1 protein-coding gene is annotated in these 492 nt (G+C 44.7%); it reads right to left on the bottom strand.

The genetic code is table 11. The features are described from left to right. Window positions 1-270 precede the first annotated feature (270 nt). Window positions 271-492: nucleotide-binding domain containing protein (locus RCF13_RS23450; RefSeq protein ID WP_308141584.1), on the bottom strand; the 222-nt coding region annotated here is incomplete at its 5' end.

Here is a 492-nt window from a genome sequence, read left to right as displayed (position 1 = left end):
GGCTTTCGTAAGAACTTGACCTAAACGGTCCACACACGACCCCATAGCTGTTGCAGATTACGAAACATTTGATGCGAGTTCGCGTTTTCACCGCGTTGCGATGGTTAGGCGTGGGTGCAAATATATGGCAAAAATCCGATTGGCCATATATTGCAAGCTTTAGACGCTCTCTTTAATATTTTGATCAGTTCAAACGTATGAGGCTTATACATCAGCCAATTTTCTATGCCTCATTTTTTGAAGCACCCTGCACCAGAGTTTTATCCGACGTCACATAGCTGCCAAGGCATCAAGAATAACTGTTTCATTTCCAGTTTTGCCTGATTTGAAAAAAAAACGGGTTTTTTGATTGTCATCACTCTCACAAAATCCCGTTCCAATTCCGTTATCGGGCAGGGCGCGTAGGCGCCGCAAGCCAAGGCGGTTTATGGTGCCACCTGATGTTTCACCACCAACCACAATAAGCTTTTCAACGCCAAGTTCGGAAATAGC

It is taken from the genome of Stenotrophomonas maltophilia group sp. RNC7 (assembly GCF_030910085.1).
In the GTDB taxonomy this organism is placed as follows: Bacteria; Pseudomonadota; Gammaproteobacteria; order Xanthomonadales; family Xanthomonadaceae; genus Stenotrophomonas; species Stenotrophomonas sepilia.
Note: the sequence above shows the minus strand (reverse complement) of the source record. Positions and strands in the feature narration are given on the sequence as shown.